Annotated in this window: 24 protein-coding genes; all 24 read right to left on the bottom strand. The window is 40.5% G+C overall.

Going from position 1 to position 19749, the window contains the following annotated elements:
* Window positions 1-44: 44 nt before the first annotated feature.
* The 24 genes from fliP to xerC all read right to left on the bottom strand — a co-directional run bounded on the left by fliP (window position 45) and on the right by xerC (window position 19559).
* Window positions 45-710 carry a flagellar type III secretion system pore protein FliP gene (gene fliP, locus WFH04_RS02520; protein WP_336822481.1) on the bottom strand — a complete coding sequence of 222 codons (666 nt, stop codon included), beginning with the start codon at window positions 708-710 and terminating at the stop codon, window positions 45-47.
* Complete coding sequence (gene fliO / locus WFH04_RS02515; RefSeq protein WP_336822480.1) at window positions 703-1395, bottom strand: flagellar biosynthetic protein FliO; 693 nt, start codon at window positions 1393-1395, stop codon at window positions 703-705. The genes fliP and fliO overlap by 8 nt, the downstream gene beginning before the upstream one ends.
* A gap of 3 nt (window positions 1396-1398) precedes the next feature.
* Window positions 1399-1761: a response regulator gene (locus WFH04_RS02510; RefSeq protein WP_336822479.1), complete on the bottom strand. Its 363-nt coding sequence runs from the start codon at window positions 1759-1761 to the stop codon at window positions 1399-1401.
* Between the two features lie 20 nt (window positions 1762-1781).
* Window positions 1782-2984 carry a flagellar motor switch phosphatase FliY gene (gene fliY, locus WFH04_RS02505; protein WP_336822478.1) on the bottom strand — a complete coding sequence of 401 codons (1203 nt, stop codon included), beginning with the start codon at window positions 2982-2984 and terminating at the stop codon, window positions 1782-1784.
* Complete coding sequence (gene fliM, locus WFH04_RS02500; RefSeq protein WP_336822477.1) at window positions 2977-3975, bottom strand: flagellar motor switch protein FliM; 999 nt, start codon at window positions 3973-3975, stop codon at window positions 2977-2979. The genes fliY and fliM overlap by 8 nt, the downstream gene beginning before the upstream one ends.
* 33 nt (window positions 3976-4008) lie before the next feature.
* Window positions 4009-4434: a flagellar basal body-associated protein FliL gene (gene fliL / locus WFH04_RS02495; RefSeq protein ID WP_336822476.1), complete on the bottom strand. Its 426-nt coding sequence runs from the start codon at window positions 4432-4434 to the stop codon at window positions 4009-4011.
* On the bottom strand, window positions 4424-4645 hold the full coding sequence (locus WFH04_RS02490; RefSeq protein ID WP_336822475.1) for a flagellar FlbD family protein: 222 nt from the start codon (window positions 4643-4645) through the stop codon (window positions 4424-4426). The genes fliL and WFH04_RS02490 overlap by 11 nt, the downstream gene beginning before the upstream one ends.
* Before the next feature lie 255 nt (window positions 4646-4900).
* Window positions 4901-5977, bottom strand: a complete 1077-nt coding sequence (locus WFH04_RS02485; protein ID WP_336822474.1) for a flagellar hook-basal body complex protein — start codon at window positions 5975-5977, stop codon at window positions 4901-4903.
* An 87-nt stretch (window positions 5978-6064) separates the two neighbouring features.
* Complete coding sequence (locus tag WFH04_RS02480) at window positions 6065-6445, bottom strand: TIGR02530 family flagellar biosynthesis protein (RefSeq protein WP_336822473.1); 381 nt, start codon at window positions 6443-6445, stop codon at window positions 6065-6067.
* A gap of 20 nt (window positions 6446-6465) precedes the next feature.
* Entirely contained in the window at window positions 6466-7110 is a 645-nt protein-coding gene (gene flgD, locus WFH04_RS02475; RefSeq protein ID WP_336822472.1) for a flagellar hook assembly protein FlgD, read from the bottom strand.
* A 5-nt stretch (window positions 7111-7115) separates the two neighbouring features.
* Window positions 7116-8423, bottom strand: coding sequence for a flagellar hook-length control protein FliK (locus WFH04_RS02470; protein WP_336822471.1), 1308 nt, complete (start codon window positions 8421-8423; stop codon window positions 7116-7118).
* Window positions 8424-8465: 42 nt separating this feature from the next.
* Window positions 8466-9068: a MotE family protein gene (locus WFH04_RS02465; protein ID WP_336822470.1), complete on the bottom strand. Its 603-nt coding sequence runs from the start codon at window positions 9066-9068 to the stop codon at window positions 8466-8468.
* Between the two features lies 1 nt (window position 9069).
* Entirely contained in the window at window positions 9070-9522 is a 453-nt protein-coding gene (gene fliJ / locus WFH04_RS02460) for a flagellar export protein FliJ (RefSeq protein WP_336822469.1), read from the bottom strand.
* Entirely contained in the window at window positions 9522-10853 is a 1332-nt protein-coding gene (gene fliI / locus WFH04_RS02455; RefSeq protein WP_336822468.1) for a flagellar protein export ATPase FliI, read from the bottom strand. Before fliI ends, fliJ begins: the two co-directional genes overlap by 1 nt.
* A gap of 3 nt (window positions 10854-10856) precedes the next feature.
* A complete protein-coding gene (gene fliH, locus WFH04_RS02450) occupies window positions 10857-11627 on the bottom strand; it encodes a flagellar assembly protein FliH (RefSeq protein ID WP_336822467.1) in 771 nt (256 codons plus the stop codon).
* The gene (gene fliG, locus WFH04_RS02445; RefSeq protein WP_336822466.1) at window positions 11620-12633 is read right to left on the bottom strand and encodes a flagellar motor switch protein FliG; all 1014 of its coding nucleotides are present in this window, start codon (window positions 12631-12633) and stop codon (window positions 11620-11622) included. The genes fliH and fliG overlap by 8 nt, the downstream gene beginning before the upstream one ends.
* Before the next feature lie 13 nt (window positions 12634-12646).
* Window positions 12647-14227, bottom strand: coding sequence for a flagellar basal-body MS-ring/collar protein FliF (fliF, locus tag WFH04_RS02440; protein ID WP_336822465.1), 1581 nt, complete (start codon window positions 14225-14227; stop codon window positions 12647-12649).
* 134 nt (window positions 14228-14361) lie between these two features.
* Window positions 14362-14652, bottom strand: a complete 291-nt coding sequence (gene fliE / locus WFH04_RS02435; RefSeq protein WP_336822577.1) for a flagellar hook-basal body complex protein FliE — start codon at window positions 14650-14652, stop codon at window positions 14362-14364.
* Window positions 14653-14701: 49 nt separating this feature from the next.
* A complete protein-coding gene (gene flgC / locus WFH04_RS02430) occupies window positions 14702-15163 on the bottom strand; it encodes a flagellar basal body rod protein FlgC (RefSeq protein WP_336822464.1) in 462 nt (153 codons plus the stop codon).
* Window positions 15164-15165: 2 nt separating this feature from the next.
* Entirely contained in the window at window positions 15166-15558 is a 393-nt protein-coding gene (flgB, locus tag WFH04_RS02425; RefSeq protein ID WP_336822463.1) for a flagellar basal body rod protein FlgB, read from the bottom strand.
* A 290-nt stretch (window positions 15559-15848) separates the two neighbouring features.
* Window positions 15849-16625, bottom strand: coding sequence for a GTP-sensing pleiotropic transcriptional regulator CodY (gene codY / locus WFH04_RS02420; protein WP_336822462.1), 777 nt, complete (start codon window positions 16623-16625; stop codon window positions 15849-15851).
* An 85-nt stretch (window positions 16626-16710) separates the two neighbouring features.
* Window positions 16711-18117: an ATP-dependent protease ATPase subunit HslU gene (hslU, locus tag WFH04_RS02415; protein WP_336822461.1), complete on the bottom strand. Its 1407-nt coding sequence runs from the start codon at window positions 18115-18117 to the stop codon at window positions 16711-16713.
* Complete coding sequence (hslV, locus tag WFH04_RS02410) at window positions 18114-18659, bottom strand: ATP-dependent protease subunit HslV (protein ID WP_336822576.1); 546 nt, start codon at window positions 18657-18659, stop codon at window positions 18114-18116. The genes hslU and hslV overlap by 4 nt, the downstream gene beginning before the upstream one ends.
* Window positions 18660-18668: 9 nt before the next feature.
* The gene (gene xerC / locus WFH04_RS02405; RefSeq protein WP_336822575.1) at window positions 18669-19559 is read right to left on the bottom strand and encodes a tyrosine recombinase XerC; all 891 of its coding nucleotides are present in this window, start codon (window positions 19557-19559) and stop codon (window positions 18669-18671) included.
* Window positions 19560-19749 lie beyond the last annotated feature (190 nt).

Genomic DNA, 19749 nt, shown 5'->3' with positions numbered 1-19749 from the left:
TCAACACCACTCCTCAAAGCTTCAAATAAAACGAAAGATGTCCGCTAAAAACTTTGCAACAACGACTTAATGATGAGGTACCAGCCATCCACTAAAACAAAAAGCAATATTTTAAATGGCAAAGAAATCATGACAGGCGGCAACATCATCATACCCATGGACATTAGTACACTAGCAACAATCATATCAATAACAAGGAATGGTATAAAAATCATGAACCCCATCTGAAACGCTGTTTTCAGTTCGCTTAGTGCAAAGGCTGGCACTAACATTGTCAAAGGAATTTCTTCTAATGTCTCTGGTCGATCGGCTTCGTTATATCTCAAAAATAATTCCAAATCCTTTTGCCTTGTATGCTTACTCATAAATTCCTTAAATGGCATACTCGCCCGATCATACGCTTCGTCGAGAGATATCTCTTCTGCAAACAGAGGAGTGAGCGCTGTTTCATTCACTTCTTGAAAAGTAGGTGCCATTATGAAAAAGGTTAGAAATAATGCAAGCCCGACAATTACCTGATTGGGCGGCATTTGCTGGGTTGCCAATGCAGTTCTGACGAAAGACAGTACAATGACGATTCTCGCAAATGAAGTCATTAATATGAGAATTGCCGGCGCCAGTGACAGTACAGTTAAAAGAAGCAGCATTTTGATGGATGTCGATACATTCGCCGGGTTACTGTCCGAGAAAAACTGGACGAAATCATTCATCTTTTCTGCGCTCCTTTTCTTCCAATCGTTTTAACTGACGTTTTCGTTCTTCTCTCATTTCATCAATTCTTGTAGTGAATAGTTGATTGAAATCAGGATCAGAACCTTTATCCTCTTGCGGCTCTTCCTTTTGTCCAGTGACTTTCTTAAATAATGTAGTCAATACGGTCGGCGGAGCTTTCATTTCATCATCTTGGAAATACGCTTCTAAGTTCTCAATCTCTTTTTCATCAGTAATTTCCTTTAACAGGCGGACATCTTCTCCAACGCCGATCAAATAATACTTATCGCCAATCATGACAAGCTGAACGGATTTTTGTTGGCCTAATGAAAGACCACCTACAGTTTTCATAAATCGATGTTGTGAAAACATTCTATTTTTACGGTTAATAAACTTCAATAAAACGAATAATAGCCCGATTACAAACAGAAACGCTAAAAATGTCCGAACAAAATCCCCCAATGAATAACCGACAGCCTTCTCTTCTTGTGAGCTGTCGGCAGCCGGTTCTTCTGGGCTATTCAACTGATCAAGCTGTTCATCGCAATCCTTACTGTTTTCAACACAATCGAAAACAGATTTATTTTGATCCGTTTCCGCAAAGGCTGCCGGGTTTGTTCCAGCGAACATGATTGCGACCATCAAAAGCATCGATGCCCATTTAAATACTTTAGGTAAACGCATAGCTTAACCCAATGCTTTTTGGATAGCTTCTACAACGCGGTCCGCTTGGAAAGGCTTAACGATAAAGTCTTTAGCACCCGCTTGAATTGCATCGATCACCATAGCTTGTTGACCCATCGCTGAACACATAATAATCGTAGCAGATGGATCTTTTTCTTTAATTGCCTTCAGAGCAGCAATACCGTCCATTTCCGGCATCGTAATATCCATCGTCACTAAATCCGGTTTCAATTCCATATACTTCTCGACTGCTTGCGCTCCGTCAGCTGCTTCTCCTACAACTTCAAAGTTGTTCTTCGTTAAAATATCTTTAATCATCATGCGCATGAAAGCTGCATCATCTACTATTAAAATTCGTTTACTCATCGTTATTGCCTCCCCAAATCCTATCTTAAATTATTCAGTCTTTCTGTTTGGCTTAAAATATCTGTAATACGAACTCCGAAGTTTTCATCAATGACGACTACTTCACCTCGTGCGATATGCCGGTTGTTGACTAAAATATCGACCGGCTCCCCAGCCAATTTATCCAGTTCAATGATTGATCCACTGGATAGCTCCAATATTTCTTTCACCGATCTCTTCGTACGCCCTAACTCAACTGTCAGCTGCAAAGGAATATCAAGAAGAATATTCAAGTTATTCACTTCACCTTGATTGAGCGAAGGTGTTTCAAAGTTGGCGAATTGTGCTTGTTGAACTTGAACTTGTGGCTGTTGCTGCCTTGGTGGCAATTGCTGCTGCATAGGCTGCTGTTCATATAAATGCGATTGCTGCTGTTGCTCAGCGTGAGCTGGTTGCTCATATAAAGGAGCAGACTGTTGCTGAGGACTACTATTTTGTTCAGTTTGCTGTGAAGACGGGCGGGCAGGAGCTTCCATTGTTACTGCCGCTTCTTCATTTGAACCACTATCCATTAATGACGCAACTAAACTTTTCCCAAATTGAAGCGGGAACAACTGCATAATGTTCGAATCAATCAATGAACCTACTTTTAATTCAAAAGAAATTTTTATGAGTAGATCATCTTCTGGAATTCTTTCCACGCCTTCATCCGTTTGCATATCCATTAAATCGATGGAGGGTGGCGAAATATCGACTTTCTTGTCGAATACAGCCGACATAGAAGTCGCCGCTGATCCCATCATTTGATTCATCGCTTCTTGGACTGCGCTCAAATGAATTTCATTGAGCTCTTCTCCAGGGCTTTGCCCATCTCCGCCCAACATCAGGTCAGCGATAATTGCAGCATCGCTCTGTTTAATAACTAATAGATTCGTGCCGTTAAGCCCTTCTGTATACTCGACTTCGACTGCAACATACGGATGGACAAATTCAGTTTCCAACATGCTGCGATCCACCACAGTAATTTGTGGAGTCGTAATTTCCACTTTTTGACCTAATAATGAAGAAAGTGCTGTTGCCGAACTGCCAAATGAAATATTGCCGACTTCACCTAAGGCATCTTTCTCCATTTCGCTTAATTGGTCTTCAATATTAGAGGATGATGTTGCGGATTCTTCATTTTTGACAGGTTCACCGCGCAGTAACGCTTCGATTTCTTCTTGAGAAAGAACATTATCACTCATCATCTTCATCTCCTCCGTTCAATGGTTCTATAATTTGGACGGCCATGCGATTTCGTAAATGGCCAGGTTGTACGGCGAATTTCGGTATATCTCCGACTTTGACAATTAATGGATCATCAATTTTGCGATCCAATGAAATGACATCGCCGACTTGCAAGTATAGAAAATCTTCTACCGATAAAGATCCTTGTCCCAATTCAGCGACTACTGGCAATTCCGCTTTTTTTAACCGCTTCTCAAGTTTGATACTTTGTTCAGATGTCGGATCTTTTTTATTTGACTGCATCCAATATCGGACTGAAAGATTCGGCACAATTGGCTCCAACACAACATGAGGTATACAAATATTAATCATGCCGCTGGACTCTCCGATAATAATATTGAACGAGATAACGACAACCGTTTCGTTCGGTGAAATCATTTGCAAAAATTGCGGATTTACTTCCATTTCACTGAGGAATGGATCGATTTCTACAAAGCCAGCCCAAGCCTCCCGGTAGTTATCAAATGACCTCTCAAATAGATTTGTTAAAATCTTTGTTTCAATTTCAGTCATATTGTCCACTTTTCCAGGACCTGTGCCAACCCCTCCCATCAGCCTGTCCAACATCGAATACGCGACATTTGGATTCACTTCCATAATGATGTTCCCTTCAAGGGGAGGGACTTCAAAAATATTAATCAACGTCATATTCGGTATCGACCGAATAAATTCTTCAAATGGAATTTGGTCAACTGAAGCGACATTGATTTGGATATATGTCCGCAATTGTGCTGAAAAGTACGTTGTAAGTAATCTTGCATAATTTTCATGGATTCTTGTCAAACTGCGGATCTGGTCTTTGGAAAACCGGAGGGCACGTTTAAAATCGTACACTTTGACCTTCCGGGTTTCTTCTTCTTTTTTCATTTCGTCCGCCGACATTTCGCCAGTCGACAATGCGGATAGTAAGGCATCTATTTCATTTTGCGATAAAATATCTCCCGACATTAGGCCACCTCCCTGCATCGTACTCTCGTACACTTATTGAATAATGTAAGAAACGATGTACACTTTCTCTATTTCGCCTTCTTGCATGAGCGGATTCAACTGTGATTTAATCGATTCCTCAAATGCTTGCTTTCCGGCTTTTCCTTCAAAATCCTTGGAAGTCATTTCAGAAAGCTCTTGAATAACAATGTTTTTCACTTGGAACTCGCGCTTCGCCAATTCCTCAGCTGCTTTCTTGTTTTCCGTTTGGATTTTCAGTGAAATGCGGATAAACTGGCGACCTGATAAGTTCGTCGTTATTTCAGGAACATCGACAGACGCCTCTATGATTTCATCAATCGACGGCTCTTTCTCCTCTACATTCCCTTTTAATTGCAATGCTAAAATAAGTCCTACAATCCCAACAAGCGTAATGCAAACTAAAATGATCAATGTGATCGTCAATGCTTTATTCTTCATCTTCTTCACCCCGGATATGCGGATTCGACAGTAGCTGAACCGACTGATAAAAATCAATGATGCGGCTATTCACTTCCTCAACCGTATCAAGGACGACATATTTTGTACCTGTCGTCAAGGTAATCGTCGTATCGGGAAACGATTCGACTTTTTCTATGTATAAGGCATTCAATGTGAATGCCGCACCATTTAGACGAGTAAGTTTTATCATATGTAAGGGGCCGGGCAAAGAGCCGGCCCGGCCCTCCTTTCTTAGGTGTCAGAACTGACACCCCGCTTGCTAACGTTGATTTCCGTTACAGGCAGACGCTTTCCGCGGTCATGGCTTCAATCTCCTCGTCACTGCGTTCCTGCGGGGCTATCAGCTCATGCTGATCCCGCAGGAGTCGCCGCCTTCCACTTCAATCAACTAACTAATTATTACAGAAATATTATCAATCTATTATACAAAACCAAAGAACCTATATTATCGCTTCAGATTAACAAGTTCTTGTAGAATTTCGTCAGAAGTTGTAATAATACGAGTGTTCGCTTGGAAACCACGTTGTGCAACGATCATTTCTGTGAATTCCTCTGATAAGTCAACGTTGGACATTTCGAGGAAGCCGGATTCGATACTACCAAATCCTTGGTCTAACGCAAACCCAATATTCGGATTTCCGGAGTTAGCAGAAGTTCTGAACAAGTTTCCACCCGTTTTTTCAAGTCCTCCTGGATTGGAGAAAGTTGCTACCTGAATTTTCCCTGCAACTTGCAATGTCGCTTTATATTGTGCCTTTACTTCGTCGACTTTAGCTTTTTCATCATCATAAGCTTTTCTTGCTTGCTCTAAATTATCTTTAGCTGTTTTTATTGCGGCATCATCGTTGTTAGCTTCAGCTTCTCTCAACGCTTTTTCCGCATCTTTTATACCTTGTTTTAATCTTTGCTCTTGTCCGCTAAATACTTCTTCTGCTTCTGCTATTTTTTGTTTACCTTCAGCTGTTGTGTCTACAAAATAAACCGTTCCATCTTGTCCGATCGACATGGAGGATGCTGTAATTGGAATAATAATTTTGCCAACCGTTCTGTCTGCCGGATCAATTGGTATAGACATTTCTCCGTCGTTATTTGTACCGTCAGGTTTACCTTGCAAACCTACGATATATCTTCCGTCTCCATCAACCAATTCACCGTTTTTATCCATATAGAAATTTCCGGCTCTCGTATACATAATTTCATTACCTTCCATCACTTGGAAAAAACCATCACCGGAAATTGCTAAATCTAATGTGTTCCCAGTAAATTGAGTCGAACCACCTGAATGGATCGTATCAATTGTTGCAAGTTGAGAGCCTAATCCGACTTGCTTAGGGTTCACACCACCGCGAGTGTCGGATTCTGCTGAAGCACCAGCAACTGTTTGGGAAATCAAGTCTTTAAAAATAACCCTACCTTTTTTAAATCCGTACGTATTTACGTTCGCAATGTTGTTACCGATAACGTCCAATTTCGTTTGGAAGTTTTTCAAGCCTGAGATTCCTGAGTACATAGATCGTAACATTTTATTTTTCCCCTCTCGGATCGTTAGTGTGACTGCCTCTGTCATTCGGCAGTGCGATGGCATCCTCTATCTGAGGTCCTGCCAAGATTACATGAGTACGATTGTGCCGTCGATGTTCGTAAATAGTTGATCTTTCGCTTCTTTGCGATCCATCGCTGTAATGACTGTTGCGTTTTTAGCACTGACGATCAGCGCTGCTTGATCCATAAGAACAAGCGATTCTTTTATACCCTTCCTCTTCGCTTCGTTCACCTTTTCATTGACACGCGCCCATTCGGCGTCTGTTATGTGGATATTGCGTTCTAACAGTCGTTCGTTTGCATGTTTGCTAATCTTAAGCGTTTCAGGCTCGATTGCCTGCTGTAAATGCTGGACGAATGATTGTTGGGGCTGAATGCCTTTATTGACTTGTGTCCCTTGGCGTATGAGCGGTTGACTAGGAAGGCGATGCGTTTGTATTTTATCCATCCAATCGCTCCTTCTTGTACCTATTGGCTAATTGATGTAAATTGATTTCCTTCGATTCTGCTGCCATCGTCCAATATGTAGTGCAACTTCCCATCTTTATTGGAGACGGATACTACAGTTCCAGTCTTTTCATCTTCGCCATCCATATAGCCTACAGTTTTTCCAATGAGCATGCTTGCTTCGACAAGACTGTTTGCACTGTCTGTTCCCGAAAGAACTTCAGAAATATTGCCAGGCGTCAATTCTTTTCCTTCATCTGTCGTAAATACGACAGACCCATCAACGAATTTAGCGGAAGTAATAACATTTGTCCCTTCATTGACAACCTGTTTTCCATCTTCGTCTTTTTCGTCCGTAATTTCATGCCATTTCACTGTTTTACCGACAAACTGATTGTATTGGATGAGTTGAGTTTGGTTTTGCGCTTCAGCAAATTTCTCAAATGCTTTTGTCAAGTTCATCGTTTGCTCCAATGATGAAAACTGTGCCATTTGCGCGATGAATTCATTGTCTTTCATTGGGTTTGTCGGGTCTTGGTTTTGCAGCTGTGCTATGAGAATTTTCATAAAAGCATCCTTATCCAAAGTGCCCGGCCCAGTTTTTCGCTCATCTCTTTGTTTATTAATTAAATACATTGATTCTGTAATCGGTTTATGAGCATCCATACTGATTACACCTCCAATTCTATCAAGTACTCATCAAAGGACATTTCCTCTTCGGTTGGTTTATTTTTATCATTTTGTTGTTGCTGCTGCTCACGCTTATACTGTTCATTGAAGGCTTGTTCACGCTCGTTACGGGATGGGTCTTGAATGGATTGGGTAATATCGATCCGTTCAACTTGCAAATTTTGCTGATGGAATGCTTGTCTTAGGTGATGAAGCTGGCTTTCCAACATTTCTTTTGCTAATGCTGTAGTCGAAAGAATTCTTGCCGTCATAATGCCATTCGTTTCATGCAGCTCAATACGGATTTGGCCTAAATGCTCTGGGTATAACTTAATAAGCATCCGATTTGAACTACCGACCTGTCCAAAATTCGATCTTTTGAAAAGCGTTTGTAATTCTTGCATTAAATTTTCACTGCGGCTTGCTTGTCGAATTTCCTGTTGATTAAACACTGGTTCTACTTTATTGACAACAGTCTGCACAGTTGTTTGTTGAACATTTTCTGGTGAGGTATTGCTTTTAAAAGCTCCCGTTTGACTTCCATCACTATTCTTTTTCGATAGCTGATTCGTCACAGTTTCAATGATGTTACGAGCATTTTGTTCATTTCGCATAAATGGCAGCTCTACTCTTTTCGCATTCGCTGAACGTATACTTTGTTCCAATCGTTCACCTATATTGCTAAGCAGCGATTGGAAACTAAATAGTTTTTGCTCCATCGTTATTGTCATATCCGTCTTTGGGGCAACAATATCAATCGTTTTTAGAAAGGCTGATAGTTGCAAATCAATTGTTTTATTCGCAGGGATTTCTGCTGACATTGTCTCTTTCATTCCTAATAAATTTTGGAATATTGCCGGCCCAGCCTTATCAATTAAATTGATTAATTGCCATACATCAGATTGTGGAGATAGATTATCTACTTCCTCTTTTGGAATTCCTGCTCCCTCTAACAACTCTTGGAGGCGCTCCACTACTTTTTCAGAATCCAATGCCAACAAATCTGTCAGTTCTCCGATTTGGCCTAATGAAAGCAGTCCGTCCAATTGATCCGAAATTTCTATCGTTTCATTCGAATTAATCATTTTCATGGCGTCTTCTAAATGCTTTAATGTATCAGCATTTAATAATTCAATTGCCAGTGAACTTGGTATGCCTTGTTCTACATTCTCTGTAATAGTAGTCCGACTTCTATTCAATGAAGCAAAAACCGATCCGAAAGAACTACTTCCCCCATCATCATTTTTCATTGGAGCCGTTTCTTGATTGTTCGTTGATCCAATCAAAGCTTGTAAAGAACCGATGTTCACGTATTCACCCCCTTTCATTACGATTATACTATGAACTTTCTATTATTTTGTTAGTAAACTTGTATATTTTGCGGCATCTTCAGCAGGCATTTTTTCCAAAATCGACGCCAAGGTTTCTGGTTTCAAATTAGCCAATAATTGTACTGCTTCCGCATCACTTAGTTTTATAATAACTGGAGCGGCTGATTTGGGAGACATGTTTTCAAATGTCGTTACAATTTCCTTCATCTCGCGTTTAGAATCCATTTGCTGTATCTTTAACTGTTCGATTTCATCTTTTAATCGATCAATTTCAGCTTGAAGGCTTGTCTTTTCCTCTTCTGATTTGGAGAGTTCTTCTTGAACGGATAATAATTGAGCTTCTTTATCTTTGATTTCCGCATTCAAGGAAATGAACTCTTCATCGCTCGTCAGCACAGAATCCTGCTCTTTTTCAGCTTTCTTGCCGACAAGCGGTAATTCCTCGGTCAACTGTTTCGCTTTATCAAATATGTTCACATCTGCTACATTCGCTATAATTAGCAGTACCATTGTGACAAAAAGCAAAGGAATGAGTACCCATATTAATAAACCTTGAAATATGCCTAACGTCCTGCTTTTATTGCCGCTATGATTCTCCACATGTTTTTTAGACTGTTTCGCCACATTACCACCCGTTTTCTCTTCGATGGAACTTTTGCGTAGAAAGCTCATCAAGAAGGTTCGCTTCTACATGTTCCATTTCAGTCCGATAATGTTCTTTATCCTTTTCCTTCATCTTTTCGAACTTCTTAACTTCTATTGTCTTTTCTAACAGCCTTTCTTCATACCAATTCATTTTAGAACGGGCTTTTATGACAACTTGTTGAAGTGAATCAATTCTTTTTTCTAAGCTCTCTATAAAGCGTGCATAATGATGGATATCACTGATTAAAAAGCCCTTGCTCATTCGTTCTTGCTGCTCCATAAGAATGTCTTCCTTCTTTTTCAGCAATTCATAAAGCTCAGTAGCAACTGTTTCAAATTCATCAATCGCCTTTTTGTATTCTGTTTCCGTTTCTGTTTTTTCTTGTTCGCGGTAAGTCAGCACTTTTTCAAATCTATATTCGTACGGTTTCATTATGCTGTGCCTCCTTTTGGAGCGAGTGAAATTAGTTCAGAAATACTATCATCCATCAATACATTTTCTTTATAGCTCTGCTTCAAATAATTTGTTATATGTGGTTCATATTCAATCGCTTCATCAATTTCTTTTGAGGTGCCTTTTTTATAAGCGCCAATATTGATCAAGTCTTCAGATTTATTGTAAGTATAATAGAGCTCTCTAAGCTTTTCGGCTGCTTTCACATGTTCTGGGCTGGCAATATGATTCATTAGCCTGCTGACACTTTTTAGCACATTGATTGCCGGATATTGGCCTTTATTTGCCAACGTTCTGTCAAGTACAATATGTCCATCCAAAATACCACGGACCGCATCAGCAATTGGCTCATTCATATCGTCACCATCGACTAATACTGTATAAAACGCTGTAATGGCGCCTACTTCATTCGTACCTGTCCGTTCAAGCAATTTAGGTAAGATGGAGAAAACAGATGGTGTATAACCTCTTGTTGCCGGTGGTTCCCCTACTGCAAGACCGATTTCCCTTTGGGCCATAGCGACACGCGTTACCGAATCCATCATGAGCATGACGTTCATGCCTTTATCCCTAAAATATTCTGCGATGGCGGTTGCCGTAAATGCACCTTTAATGCGCATGAGTGCAGGTTGATCGGAAGTTGCGGCTACGACAATCGTCTTGCTGAGCCCTTCAGGACCTAAGTCTCTTTCAATGAACTCTAACACTTCCCGCCCACGTTCTCCGATTAGCGCAATAACATTCAAATCAGCGGTTGTGTTGCGGGCGATCATACCTAATAAAGTACTTTTCCCAACACCAGAGCCAGCGAAAATGCCGACCCTTTGTCCATTTCCAACCGTTAACATGCCATCAATTGCTTTGACACCGACAGCTAACTTTTCACGGATTGGAATACGCGTTAACACGTTCGGCGGTTCTTGCTCTGTCCGTACTGTGGAAAGGCCTTTAGGCAAAGGGCTGTTATCAATCGGATTCCCCATAGAATCTAATACTTTTCCTATTAAATTCATGCCTACCTTTACTTCAAGCGGTTTTCCCGTACATTCGACAAGGCACCCGCTTGAAATATCATTAATGGACGTATACGGCATTAGTATGACGATTTCTTCTCGGAATCCAACAACTTCAGCAAGAATGACAGACCCTTTTTTTCCAGCATTATTTATATGAATATGGCAAACATCGCCAACAGAGCTTGCCGGTCCTTGCGATTCAATCATTAGGCCAACAACACGGACGACGCGACCGAATTTCTTGAAAGTATTCATTTTCGGAATAACATCCAATAATTCTTCCGCTTTCTTCATCAGTTAGTCACCACTTTCCATCAGTTCAACCAATTGTTCCTTTAACTCATTCAATTGTTCATCGACACTGACTACAATTCTGCCGTGATTCGTTTCAATGATGCAGTCTTCCGCTTGGAAATCATCATTTGCAAATATTAAAAACGGAATGTCCGGCGGGAAAATGGCAGATAGCTCTGCTCTATTGGATGAAACGATGTCATAATGATCTAAAGAAACATAGAGTTTAATTTCTTTCATTTCACGTGCTTCTTTTAGACCCCTTCTGACAATTGATAAAAAGGATTCTTCATCGTCCGTTAGTACCTTCCCTAAAATACGGCTTGCAGCTTTCATTGCAATTTCCAAGATGACCCTTTCTTGACTTTCCAAATAAGCTTTTGCATTGTCATGCGCACTCTGAATTGCAGCGTTTGCTGTTTGAATCGAGTCATGCATTTCGGAAATCGCCTTATTTCTGCCTTCCTCGTATCCTGCTTGAAATGCTTCTTCATATGCTTGTTGCTGTAAAGCCAATTTTTCCTGTTCCCAAGCTACTTGCATAGCTTCAATATCTTCAAGCGCAGTTTGCCGCATTTTTTCCACATTTGCTTTTTCAATCTCGATCGACCGTTTCGCTTCATTTAAAAGTCGCTCTTTTTCAAAATTTATTGCTTCCATTGAGCAGCCATCATTTTCGTCATTCAAAACTGGTTTCTGCAAGCTGCGAATCGTTATCTCTTTCACTTTGCCTTCTGTCGAAATCGTACGTTCTGAGCGGAATAGCTTAGACAATGATGTCATCCCCTCCACCACGTGCAATGATGATTTCACCCGAATCTTCCAATCTTCTAATGATCGATACAATTCTTGATTGTGCTTCTTCAACATCCCTCAATCGTACAGGACCCATCACTTCCATCTCTTCTTGGAAAGATTCGGCCATACGTTGCGACATGTTTTTGAATAAAATATCTTTCACTTCTTCACTTGATACTTTCATAGACAAAATAAGATCTTCATTTTCGCATTCACGCACAATGCGCTGAATAGAACGATTGTCCAATGTGACAATATCTTCGAAGACAAACATCCGCTTGCGGATTTCTTCCGCCAATTCCGGATCTTGTATTTCCAATGCATCCAAAATGGTCTTCTCTGTTGACCTGTCTACTCCATTCAACACTTGAACAACTGCGTCTACACCGCCAGTTTCGCTGAAATCTTGCGTAACGGTTGATGATAGTTTTCGCTCCAAAACAGCCTCGATTTCACTAATAACTTCAGGTGAAGTAGAGTCCATCGTGGCAATCCTTTTCGCGATATCCGCCTGTACTTCTTGGGGCAACGATGATAAGATCATCCCCGCCTGTTCCGCTTCCAAATAGGAGAGGATGAGCGCAATCGTTTGCGGGTGTTCGTTTTGGATAAAGTTTAAAATTTGCCCAGGATCAGCTCTCCTCGCAAAATCAAACGGACGCACTTGCAAAGATGATGTGAGCCTATTGATAATCGCTTGCGCATGCTCTTTTCCTAACGCTTTTTCAAGGACCGTTTTCGCATATCCGATACCGCCTTGAGAAATGTAGTCTTGGGCTAAGGCGATATTATGAAATTCCTCAATAATTTCCTCTTTTAATGAGGAATCGACTTTTTTCACGCTTGAAATTTCAAGTGTAAGCCTCTCAATCTCCTCTTCTGTCAGATGTTTATAAACAGCAGCAGACACTTCCGGGCCGAGCGAGATGAGAAGGAGTGCTGCTTTTTGCTTACCAGTAATGCCTTTATCCTTATTGACCAATTTTCTCCCTCCATCAATCCTCAGCGATCCAAGTTCTTAATAATTTAGCGAACTCTTCTGGTTTTTCTTTCGCCATTTTTTCCAGCTGTTTTTTCCGTACTGTTGCTTCTGTTTCTTGCTCAGTATTGATATCTTCTACATTGAGAGCCTCACGCTGTTCTTCAAGAATCCGTTCTTCCTCTAACTCTCTTTCCTTTTTCCGTTTTCGGAAGAAAGCAAAGATAAGTATTGCAATGACAACGAGCAATGCGGCGCCAATTACGTAAACCCACCAAGGGATTGTATTGCCTGCTGCACGATCGTCCATAACAATTTTCCCTTTAAATTCTTGAGGAGTTACCATAATTTTGTCATTCCAGAAATCTTCGGTGACGTTTTCCGGTACGTATTCCTTATCAATCGATGTGCGGATGATGGATTTCAAAATATTTTCCACTTCTCCTTGCGCGGAGAATGCAGTGTCATCGGAGTTATCTACCATTACCTGAATACCGATATCGCGAATTTTATAAGGACTTTCAATTATATCTTTCCGGATCCGGTTTATTTCATTGTTAACGGTTTCCTCGATCCGTTCATAATCACCATTGGACATATCCCCTTCACCGTAACCAGTTCGGTTATCAGTAGGATCTTCCGCTTCCGGCGTTCCTCCAGCAACTGCTCCATTGCCCGAGAACGTTTCCGTAATTTTTTGGACACTGATTGCAAGGCTGTCCAAATCTTCATCTACTCGGTCAACTAAGTTTTCTTCACGGTTTTCTTGCTTAAAATCAATATCTGTCGTAACAGATACGACGACATTTTCTTGACCCATCATTGTACCTAACATCATCTGAACTTTACGTTGCAAATCTCTTTCAATCGTCTTTTTCAAGTCCATTTGATCGGCGATATTCGCACCGTTCGTATTATCGGATTTTTTTAGGTCAAAATACTCAAAGTACTGGTTCATGATGACAATATCATCAGTTGATAAATTCGGTATACTTTTGGAAACTAAATTATAGAGTGCATTAATTTGTGATTCAGAGAACTGGTAACCCGGTTCAGTAGTAAGCATGATTGCAGCACTTGCATTTTGTACACTTTCATTCAAAAATACGCTTTGAGTCGGCAATGTGATCATGACTTTGGCGTCTTTGACCCCCCCGACGCCTTTCAACAAATTCGACAGTTCATTTTGCGTTGTTTTCAATTTAGCCATATCGAATTCATTATCCGTCATCCCAAAGCCGGCATTTTCCGTAAAGAACGAATAATCAATCGTCCCTGAGTTCGGAAAGCCTTGTGCGGCTAAAGTGACCAATAATTCATCCACCCGCTTTTCTGGCACAAGGATTGAAGTCCCTCCTGGTGCGATACGGCTTGGTACACCTTGCGCAGTCAATTCTTCTTTAATTCTTCCAATTTCCTCGCGGGAGACATCGCTATAAAGCGGAACATATTCCGTTCTCGACAAAAAGAAAGTCAAGAATGCGGCGATGGCAACTACCGCGGCTGCAGATCCGATATAAGTAATTTTTTGTCGCTTCGTCCGACTTGACCAGAACTCTGCCATATTCGTCCTGATTTTCGTCATTCTTTCATTCATTCTAATCCCCCGGTCAGCATACATAGTCAGGAACCTAAAAAGCATGTTCATAATATAAGTCAATTACATAGTAGTGTAATTGACTTAATCCGTTTTATAACCTCTGCAATCAACATGAGAGGAACTTTCGATCATCATACTGGCATTCTAATGATTTCTTGATAAGCTTCGATCATTTTATTTCGCACTTCGATTGTCGCATTTAATGCGATTGAAGCCTTTTGCGCAGTAATCATAACGTTATGCAAATCAACATCTTCACCTAATATGAGTTTTTGCGTCATATTATCCGATTGAATTTGCTGAGCATTTACGTCTTGTATAGCATTCTTCAAATAATTACCAAAGCTTTTCTGTGATTCAAACGGAGTCGGCTGTAAGTTTCGGCTTTCATCAGCCTTTAATACACCCGTGACATTGCCCATGCCTTGAATGGATTGAATTGGCATAGTTATTCTCTTCCTTCCTTATTTATCATTTTCCTATTTCAAGAGCTTTCATTAACATCGCTTTGTTTGCATTCAACACCGTGACATTCGCCTCATAAGACCTTGTTGCAGACATTAAATCGATCATTTCTCTTAATGGATCAACATTGGGCATTTCTACATACCCTTCGTCGTTCGCATCAGGGTGCGTTGGATCAAACACTAATTTGAAAGGCGTTTCCATATCCTCCTGAATTCTATGAACAACAACCCCATTCATAGCTGCTCCCCTTGTTCGATTTCCCATCGCTACATTCAACATGGAGGAAAACTGTCCCTCTTTCGGTTGTAAACTGACCGTTTTTCTACGATAGGGCTGCCATTCTCCATCGACCATTTTTCCACGTGTCGTATCCACGTTAGCCATATTGGATGAGATGACATCCATTCTAAGGCGTTGAGCGGTCAATGCAGAAGCAGATGTGTTTAAACTATGAAAAATACTCATGCTCAACGTCCTCCTTTAATGACATTTTGAAGTGTGTTGAATTTCCCATTCAATCGATCGACTAAAGCATTATAGTAAATTTGATTCGCAGCTAAGTCAGCCTGTTCCTTATCCATATCAACTCCATTACCGTCTTGGCGATAACGTAAACTCGAGGAGTCGAATACTTTCGACTGTGCAACTTTCGTTCTAAAGTCAAAATGCAGGGCATTCGTCCGATATGCATGGAAAGGTTTTTGTTGTTCATTTTTTAAAATTTCATTGAAAATAACATGCTTTGCTTTGTAGTTAGGAGTGTCAACATTTGCTATATTTTGCGAAATCGCTTTGCCCTTAGCAGATGAGAAATTCAATCCCTGTTCTAAGAGCGAAATCGTTGATCCATAAATATTCATAACTATTAATTCACCTCTCATAAAGGTTTCCATTAATGTGCATTCACTTTTTCTATAAAACTTTCAATTACTTCACTTGTCTTATTGTATCGGATTATAGCGAAGTTTGTCTATCTTTAATAGTAAATTTTCATGGTCCAAAACAACCCTTTTAAACTAAACTTCACATTTAGTGCCCGGTCTTAAGTCCCATTCGGTAGTTGTAGCATTTTAGCATCAATTCCAAAATGAGCATTCAAATAAAAAAACACTCCCGTCAAAATTGACAGGAGTGCATTTGTAACGATTTTTTAGTTCTTTTGTTTTTCAAGCTCTTCAAGGAATTTGCTGTTTAACACTTTAATGTAAGTCCCTTTCATACCTAATGAACGAGATTCAATAACACCAGCACTTTCCAATTTACGTAATGCGTTGACGATGACAGAGCGCGTAATGCCTACACGGTCTGCAATTTTAGATGCAACCAACAAACCTTCGTTACCATCCAATTCCTTGAAAATATGTTCGATTGCTTCATGCTCACTGTATGAAAGCGAATTGATCGCCATTTGTACAACAGCTTTGCTTCTTGCTTCCATTTCGATTTCTTCTGCTTTTTCACGTAGGATTTCCATGCCGACAACAGTTGCGCCATATTCAGCAAGGATTAGATCATCTTCAGTGAATTCTTGTTTTAAGCGTGCAAGTACTAATGTACCTAAACGCTCTCCACCACCAATAATCGGTACAATCGTCGTCAAACCATCTTTGAACAATTCAAGTTCTTCTTCAGGGAATACAGTGTAATCACTGTTCACATCTAAGTTGGAAGATGTTTCGTTCACTTCAAACAATTTATTCGTATATTCTTCAGGGAATTTACGGTCTTCAAACATTTTTTTCATACGTTCATTTTCAATTTGCTGATGAATTTCTAATCCTAACAATTTTCCTTTACGGCTTACGATGAATGCATTACATTCGATAACCGAGCTAAGTTTTTCAGCCATTTCTTTAAAGTTTACCGGTTTTCCTGCTGATTCTTGTAACATTGCATTAATTTGTCTTGTTTTTGCTAATAGTGCCATTTAAATTTCCTCCTTAAATTATGTGAAACAGGGTTTAAGAATATTCTAAAGCTTTTTAATCATTAAATAAACTAAAACGACCTCGTTAAAGGATAAAATGTGACAAATCTTTGTTTTTTACAATATCCTTCAACTTTTCATCGACATAGGCTACGGTGATTTTAATCGTTGCAGGACCTATTTCCGCTGCTTCGTAGGAAAGCTCCTCTAACAACTTCTCTAATATTGTGTGCAATCTTCGCGCACCTATGTTTTCTGTATTGTCGTTTACCTCAAATGCGATTTCCGCTATTCTGTCGATCGCATCATCCGCAAATTCGATGGCAACATCCTCAGTCGCCAGCAGTTTTTCATATTGGGTGATAAGTGAAAAATCAGGCTCTTTCAATATACGCACAAAATCATCTTTTGTCAGCTTTCCGAGCTCGACACGAATCGGGAAACGGCCTTGCAGCTCTGGAATGATGTCGGATGGTTTAGACATATGGAATGCGCCTGCCGCAATAAACAAAATGTAATCCGTCTTTACAGCACCATATTTTGTCGTAACAGTCGAACCCTCTACGATCGGTAAAATGTCTCGCTGGACACCCTCCCTCGATACATCGACCGATGAACCACCACTATTTCCTTTGCTCACAATTTTGTCCATTTCATCAATAAAAATGATACCCGACTGTTCGGTTAACTCAACTGCCCTTCTCGCAATTTCCTCGTGATCGATCAGTTTGTCAGCCTCTTCTGCTTCCAAAACCTTTCTCGCTTCTTTTACTGTCATCTTGCGATTGACCATTTTTTTCGGCATAAAAGACGATAATGCATCCTGCATACTTGCACCCATCTGTTCCATTCCCGAACCTTGCAATGCATCAAACATGGAAGGCTGCTGAGCTGCAATTTCTACCGAAATAATACGCTCTTCCAAATTTCCCGCTTCAAGTTGCGCCTTCACTTCAGAACGTTTCCTGCTCAACTCCACTGCCTCTGCAGAATCTTTTTCAGAATCCTCTTCGGCTTTTTGACCGAATAGCATTTCAAAAGGATTTTGCATATTCCCTTTTCCTTTTTTCTTTGGGACCAGCAGCTCAATTAAGCGTTCTTGCGCATGCTTTTGCGCTTGTTCCTTAACCGATTCACGCATTTCTTCACGGACGATCCGAACGCCGGCCTCAGTCAAATCCCTGACCATCGACTCGACATCTCTTCCTACATATCCGACCTCGGTGAACTTCGTCGCTTCTACTTTTACGAAAGGAGCGTTAACCAATTTCGCAATCCTTCTTGCAATTTCAGTTTTACCTACCCCAGTCGGTCCAATCATCAAAATATTTTTGGGAATGATTTCGTTTCTTTCCTCTGCAGTAAGCAAACTGCGTCTATACCGATTTCTCATCGCTACGGCAACTGCCCGCTTAGCTGCAGTTTGACCTACAATGTAACGGTCAAGATACGCCGTAAATTCACGTGGAGTAAGTTGAGGCTTTTTATTCATCCTAACACCTCCACAATGATATTTTCATTTGTGTAAACACAAATCTCAGCAGCTATTTCAAGAGCTGCACGGGCAATTTCTTCGGCGTTTAACGAATCTCCGCTATATTTCTTTAATGCGCGGCCTGCCGCCAATGCATAGTTGCCTCCAGAACCAATCGCTAAAATGCCATCGTCAGGTTCAATCACTTCACCTGTCCCTGACACGAGCAATAAACGATTTTCATCGGCAACTAATAGCAAAGCTTCTAACTTCCGTAAAATGCGATCTCCGCGCCATTCTTTGGCCAATTCGACCGCAGCACGCTCCAAATTCCCGTTGAACTCGCCCAATTTCCCTTCGAACAACTCAAAGAGTGTGAACGCATCAGCTACCGAGCCGGCAAAACCTGCTAAGATTTTACCGCCAAATAATCTGCGCACTTTTTTGGCCGTATGCTTCATGACGACAGATTCACCCATTGTTACTTGACCATCACCCGACATCGCACAAACTCCATTATGCCGGATGGCAAATATTGTAGTTGCATGAAATTCCATCAGCTCAACCTCCTATGCTCGCGGATGCGTATTCATATAAGTCTTGCGCAAATGCTCTTTCGTAATATGCGTATATACTTGTGTCGAAGATAAATGACTATGACCTAACAGCTCCTGCACTGCTCTCATATCTGCTCCGTTGGACAACAGATGTGTAGCAAATGTATGCCGGATCATATGGGGGTAAATTTTCCCGTGAATTGCCGCGTCTTCCATCATCGAATTTAATATATAGCGGACACCGGATGCAGTGATAGGATCTCCCCTTAAATTCGTGAACAATGTTTGATGTTTTTTTCCCTTCATTAAAATAGGACGGCTTTTTGATAAAAAAGCTTCCAAAGAAGTTTGTGCAAAACTTCCAAAAGGAATATAGCGCTCTTTTCTGCCTTTTCCCATCACCCGGACAATGCCTAAGGACAAATCCACATCGCTGACTTTTATGGAAATGAGTTCGCCGACCCTTATCCCAGTTGCATAAAGACATTCCAAAAGAGCGATGTTCCGCAAAGATTTAGGGTCTTCACCTTTACATGAGTCAAACAGTAAATTTAGTTCTTCCTCATAAAAAAAAGCCGGAAGTCGCTCTTCCTTCTTTGGATGATGCAGCAATCGGAACGCTTGATCGTTCACGTCAAACTTCGCATTGCAAAATTTAAAAAACGAACGAATTGATGATATCTTCCTTGAAATCGTCGTTCTTGAAAGACCTTGATCATATAGCTTTGTTATATACAGCCTCGCTTCGATGTATTCTACGTCGTTCACATCGGAAATCCCTTCCGCCTCCATGAAAGAAAAAAATTCATCGATGTCCTTACTATATTCCATGACAGTGTGGGATGAATAGTTCTTCTCAAGTTGGATATAAGTTATGTATTCCCGAAGTAACTCCGAATTCATATTGCCTTTCAAGTGCTTCACCCCCAACATGAATCACTTTTTCAATTATAACAAAATTACAACGCGTTTGAATAGTGGTTATTTTTTCATTTCCTAAAAAATAATCCATAATGATTGAATAAGGCAACTAATTAAGTAATTCAAAAGTCATCCACGAATTACTATACATCAAGAAACAGCTTAACATCAA

The sequence above is a fragment of the Sporosarcina sp. USHLN248 genome (genome assembly GCF_037144575.1).
In the GTDB taxonomy this organism is placed as follows: domain Bacteria; phylum Bacillota; class Bacilli; order Bacillales_A; family Planococcaceae; genus Sporosarcina; species Sporosarcina contaminans.
The sequence above is the reverse complement of the archived record's forward strand: the minus strand, read 5'-3'. Positions and strand labels throughout refer to the sequence as shown.

Bases quoted from the DNA above. Each gene is read 5' to 3' on its own strand.
- fliP (WP_336822481.1), bottom strand. From the start codon at position 710: ATGAATGATTTCGTCCAGTTTTTCTCGGACAGTAACCCGGCGAATGTA.
- fliO (WP_336822480.1), bottom strand. From the start codon at position 1,395: ATGCGTTTACCTAAAGTATTTAAATGGGCATCGATGCTTTTGATGGTC.
- WFH04_RS02510 (WP_336822479.1), bottom strand. From the start codon at position 1,761: ATGAGTAAACGAATTTTAATAGTAGATGATGCAGCTTTCATGCGCATG.
- fliY (WP_336822478.1), bottom strand. From the start codon at position 2,984: ATGAGTGATAATGTTCTTTCTCAAGAAGAAATCGAAGCGTTACTGCGC.
- fliM (WP_336822477.1), bottom strand. From the start codon at position 3,975: ATGTCGGGAGATATTTTATCGCAAAATGAAATAGATGCCTTACTATCC.
- fliL (WP_336822476.1), bottom strand. From the start codon at position 4,434: ATGAAGAATAAAGCATTGACGATCACATTGATCATTTTAGTTTGCATT.
- WFH04_RS02490 (WP_336822475.1), bottom strand. From the start codon at position 4,645: ATGATAAAACTTACTCGTCTAAATGGTGCGGCATTCACATTGAATGCC.
- WFH04_RS02485 (WP_336822474.1), bottom strand. From the start codon at position 5,977: ATGTTACGATCTATGTACTCAGGAATCTCAGGCTTGAAAAACTTCCAA.
- WFH04_RS02480 (WP_336822473.1), bottom strand. From the start codon at position 6,445: ATGGATAAAATACAAACGCATCGCCTTCCTAGTCAACCGCTCATACGC.
- flgD (WP_336822472.1), bottom strand. From the start codon at position 7,110: ATGGATGCTCATAAACCGATTACAGAATCAATGTATTTAATTAATAAA.
- fliJ (WP_336822469.1), bottom strand. From the start codon at position 9,522: ATGAAACCGTACGAATATAGATTTGAAAAAGTGCTGACTTACCGCGAA.
- fliI (WP_336822468.1), bottom strand. From the start codon at position 10,853: ATGAAGAAAGCGGAAGAATTATTGGATGTTATTCCGAAAATGAATACT.
- fliF (WP_336822465.1), bottom strand. From the start codon at position 14,227: ATGAATGAAAGAATGACGAAAATCAGGACGAATATGGCAGAGTTCTGG.
- fliE (WP_336822577.1), bottom strand. From the start codon at position 14,652: ATGGGCAATGTCACGGGTGTATTAAAGGCTGATGAAAGCCGAAACTTA.
- flgC (WP_336822464.1), bottom strand. From the start codon at position 15,163: ATGAGTATTTTTCATAGTTTAAACACATCTGCTTCTGCATTGACCGCT.
- flgB (WP_336822463.1), bottom strand. From the start codon at position 15,558: ATGAATATTTATGGATCAACGATTTCGCTCTTAGAACAGGGATTGAAT.
- codY (WP_336822462.1), bottom strand. From the start codon at position 16,625: ATGGCACTATTAGCAAAAACAAGACAAATTAATGCAATGTTACAAGAA.
- hslU (WP_336822461.1), bottom strand. From the start codon at position 18,117: ATGAATAAAAAGCCTCAACTTACTCCACGTGAATTTACGGCGTATCTT.
- xerC (WP_336822575.1), bottom strand. From the start codon at position 19,559: ATGAATTCGGAGTTACTTCGGGAATACATAACTTATATCCAACTTGAG.